This is a genomic window from Pseudoalteromonas sp. SR44-5, assembly GCF_014163675.1.
In the GTDB taxonomy this organism is placed as follows: Bacteria; Pseudomonadota; Gammaproteobacteria; order Enterobacterales; family Alteromonadaceae; genus Pseudoalteromonas; species Pseudoalteromonas rhizosphaerae.
In genome coordinates, this window is sequence record NZ_JACJDT010000097.1 from 1 (window position 1) to 3,343 (window position 3,343).

Genomic DNA, 3,343 nt, shown 5'->3' on the forward strand with positions numbered 1-3,343 from the left:
TTACCACTTCAGGCTCATTACCTGTTAATTGTGAGGCTTCTAATTTATAAGCAAGCTCTCTACCTTGTACGCAGTGGATAAGCTTAAGGGCTAGGCTAATCTCGTTATTCTTCAAGGAAAAAGCCGCCATGCGGTGGAGTAATTTTAAACTCAAACCTTGGCTTTTTATATCAGTGTGCATGTCGAGCAACCTAATGCTTTCGCTTGCGAGTTCAATAAATCTCGAGATAATTAAGGGGTCAGCTACTGAAATATAATTACACCAAAGCAACAAGTCAGTATGCGAAACGTCTAACGCCAAGACTTTCCCTTGAGTTGTAAAGCAGTAATGTATACTGTCCAATACTGTAAAAGCTTGTTTATATTGCTCTTTAGCTTCCTCTAATGCACCTATACAACCCAGTAAAACTGCATAGTTCATATAAGTAACAGTTAAACCATGCCTATACAAAATGGGCCACTCTTTTTCATGCTTATAACACCATGCACAAATCCCCTCATCTAGGCTTATGCTTTGTTGATATTTAATTTTTGCTTCATCAAAAGCGCCTACACTTGCAAATAAAAGAGCGAGATTCATATAAGTAGCTGCTAAATTGTTTTGATACTCAGCCGTCCACACTTCACCACTTTTATCACACCAGGTACGAATGCCCTGCCTTAGAGATATCGCATTTTGATATTCATCTTTAGCCTCTTCAAATGCCTCCATATTTGCTAATAGATTAGCTAGATTCATATGGGACATAGCCAGGTTTTCTTTAAATTCTACCGGCCATAGCTCTCTATTATTTACACACCATAGTCCAATTTTTTTTGTATAGCTATAGCTTCTTCATATTGTTTTTTAGACAGTTCTAATTCGCCTGTGTGAGCAAGTAAAAGAGCAAAATTCATATATGAACTAGCCAAATTATTCCGATAAGAAATCGGCCACTCTTTATTATGCTCCTCATGCCAAGTGCGCACCATTTCATCTAAATTGATGCCTTCTTGGAAATGCCCCTTTGCTTCCTTGAGTTCGCCTTTATCAACAAGTAAATTAGCTAAACCAGTATAAGCATCAGCCAAGTTATTACGATTACTAATAGGCCAACTAAGTTCATTCCTATTAAACCAAGTGCGTACACCTTCCATGCTCGTGATTGCGTTTTCGTATTTACTTTTTGCTTCTTCTAACCCATTCTTATGCAGTATTTTAGCTAGCCTTAAATAGGCAACAGCTATTAAGTTAATAGGGTCGACATTCTTGGGCGATAGATAAAGAAGAATTTGCACGCTTATATTTGGCAATAAGCTTATTACTTGCTCGTACACCTTAGCTGCTTTTTTTAGTTCATTACTCTCATGATAATAAGCCGCTTTATTATACAACTCTTCAAGCTCTTTAATATTCATAAAACTTTTTTAACCACTTAAGTATGTTATTCATAACATTTATTACCAAACACCTATCTTATATTGCAATGACAGATTTATGCATTTAATGTTGATAAATTTAACATTTTCTTACTTATTTTCTAAACAACGCCAAATCAGTCACATTGCTTAATTTAAAAAGCGCTTTACCTGATTGCTTATCAACGCCTTTGTACTTAATTGGGTAGTGTTCACACAGTAGCATTAACTTTAAAAATAGCTCTTTCTGTGACTGTGTCGAGATCACAATGCATTTGCTTACAGGATCAAAACTACTAACTAACTCTTCAGCACATACTAACCCGTTACGAGCGTGCTTACTCTTTAAACATATGAAAATTAAAAGAATCAATAAATCAAGCCCGATTCCAATTACAAACGTTACCTTGTAGTATTCAAAGTTGCTTTTAAATTCTCCACTGCTTACTTCTTTAATTAAATGTGAAATAGCAACAATTGTATGCTCTTCACCAAGGTCAAGTAGTTGAACAGCAGCTACATTTGCAATGCCATTAACGTTGTTAATATATGACACTGTTGACTCGGCATCCATATCAAATCGTGTATCACGGCAGTAAGCTACTCGGTCATTTTGATATTTGTCTTTAAATGACCAGCCATCTCTTCCCTTACGAATGCGATTTACTAGATAATGCTTTATTGGCTTGCCTAACTGCCGGCTTCTTTCTAAAACATCGTTTAAAGACTGATTTACTGCGTTCAACTTGAGTTGTTTATCTGCTACGTCGCGAATTTTTAGAGTATCGTTTAATAACTTAATAAGTTCATCTAATGCGCTCTTAATTACTAGCCCGTCTTCAGCATATTTCCCCAAAACGTCCTTATCTCTTTTGCGCAAATTATAACGAGGACCACCTTCTGGACTACCTAATATACCTACCTCACATGTTTGCCCGTTTGCCTTTTCTTCTTGTGCTTGCGCTAAAGAGTAACTCGACAATTGCTGTAATTGTTCAATCATCAAGTTGATAGAGGTGTTTACTTTATTAAAATTTTCACGATAATAATTAACAGCGCTATCAGCTTGCTTATCTACAACGTTCGCATAGCCTATATAAGGAAATAAGGCGATAGAATTAGAAATCGTAGAGACAAATATACACACAGTTAAAATCACAATATTAATGAGGCGCTTAAACACACTTTGTTTTAACCATAACCTTTCTGAAAACTTATGAGTTAAAATAAAAAGAAGTGCTGCACAAATATAGGGAACAAATACCTCTTGAGAATACTCAAAAGCTAATGCTTTAAAACCGAGTAAACTCAAATATGAAGTAATGCCTACAAAAGTAATATGGGCTAAAGCAATAGTTCGCTGATCTTCACCACCAAACTTATCAGGTCTATATTTAGCAATAGCATGCCCTATATAAATACATGCAATAGATAATGCTAAATACGCTATAACCATCTTTGTAATATCATTTTGGATTAGCCCACTACTAAACCAGCTTTCAAAATTCCAAAAGGTAAGCAAAGCACCCAATACTAAGGCTATTAATATTTCATAGTATTTAGATACAAACTGCTTCGCTAAACTTGGCGCATTAACGATAGGCTGACTCTTCATTTCATATTCCACTTAACAATTGATAAGCTGAGTGTAATATTGATTAAAAACCTACCGTGAACGTTATTTTATGTTACCCCCTGAGGCCTTACCCGTAAACCTGAATACTATTTACCACGATGTCTAACATCTCTTTTCTCATTCTGCCTTCGTCACTATGTTGCAGATGTGCCGTTAACCCCTGCCCAAACTGCTCAGTGATTAGTGTTTTCATATCCGCTTGTATTACATCATAGGCCAGGTCAATATCCAGCGACTCAAAGTCAAATATTTGCAAGCAATAACATAACTCAGGAATTGCAGCGTAACCTGGTTGAATAATACTTGTAA

At 35.9% G+C, this 3,343-nt stretch carries 4 protein-coding genes; all 4 read right to left on the reverse strand.

Annotation, left to right across the window (positions count from 1 at the left end):
- A partial coding sequence (locus tag H5154_RS22435; protein ID WP_220493441.1) for a hypothetical protein occupies positions 1-739 on the reverse strand: 739 nt, incomplete at its 3' end.
- A gap of 53 nt (positions 740-792) precedes the next feature.
- Positions 793-1,398, reverse strand: coding sequence for a tetratricopeptide repeat protein (locus H5154_RS22440; RefSeq protein ID WP_182719686.1), 606 nt, complete (start codon positions 1,396-1,398; stop codon positions 793-795).
- Between the two features lie 115 nt (positions 1,399-1,513).
- On the reverse strand, positions 1,514-3,025 hold the full coding sequence (locus H5154_RS22445; RefSeq protein ID WP_182719687.1) for a hypothetical protein: 1,512 nt from the start codon (positions 3,023-3,025) through the stop codon (positions 1,514-1,516).
- Between the two features lie 76 nt (positions 3,026-3,101).
- A partial coding sequence (locus H5154_RS22450; RefSeq protein ID WP_182719688.1) for a hypothetical protein occupies positions 3,102-3,343 on the reverse strand: 242 nt, incomplete at its 5' end.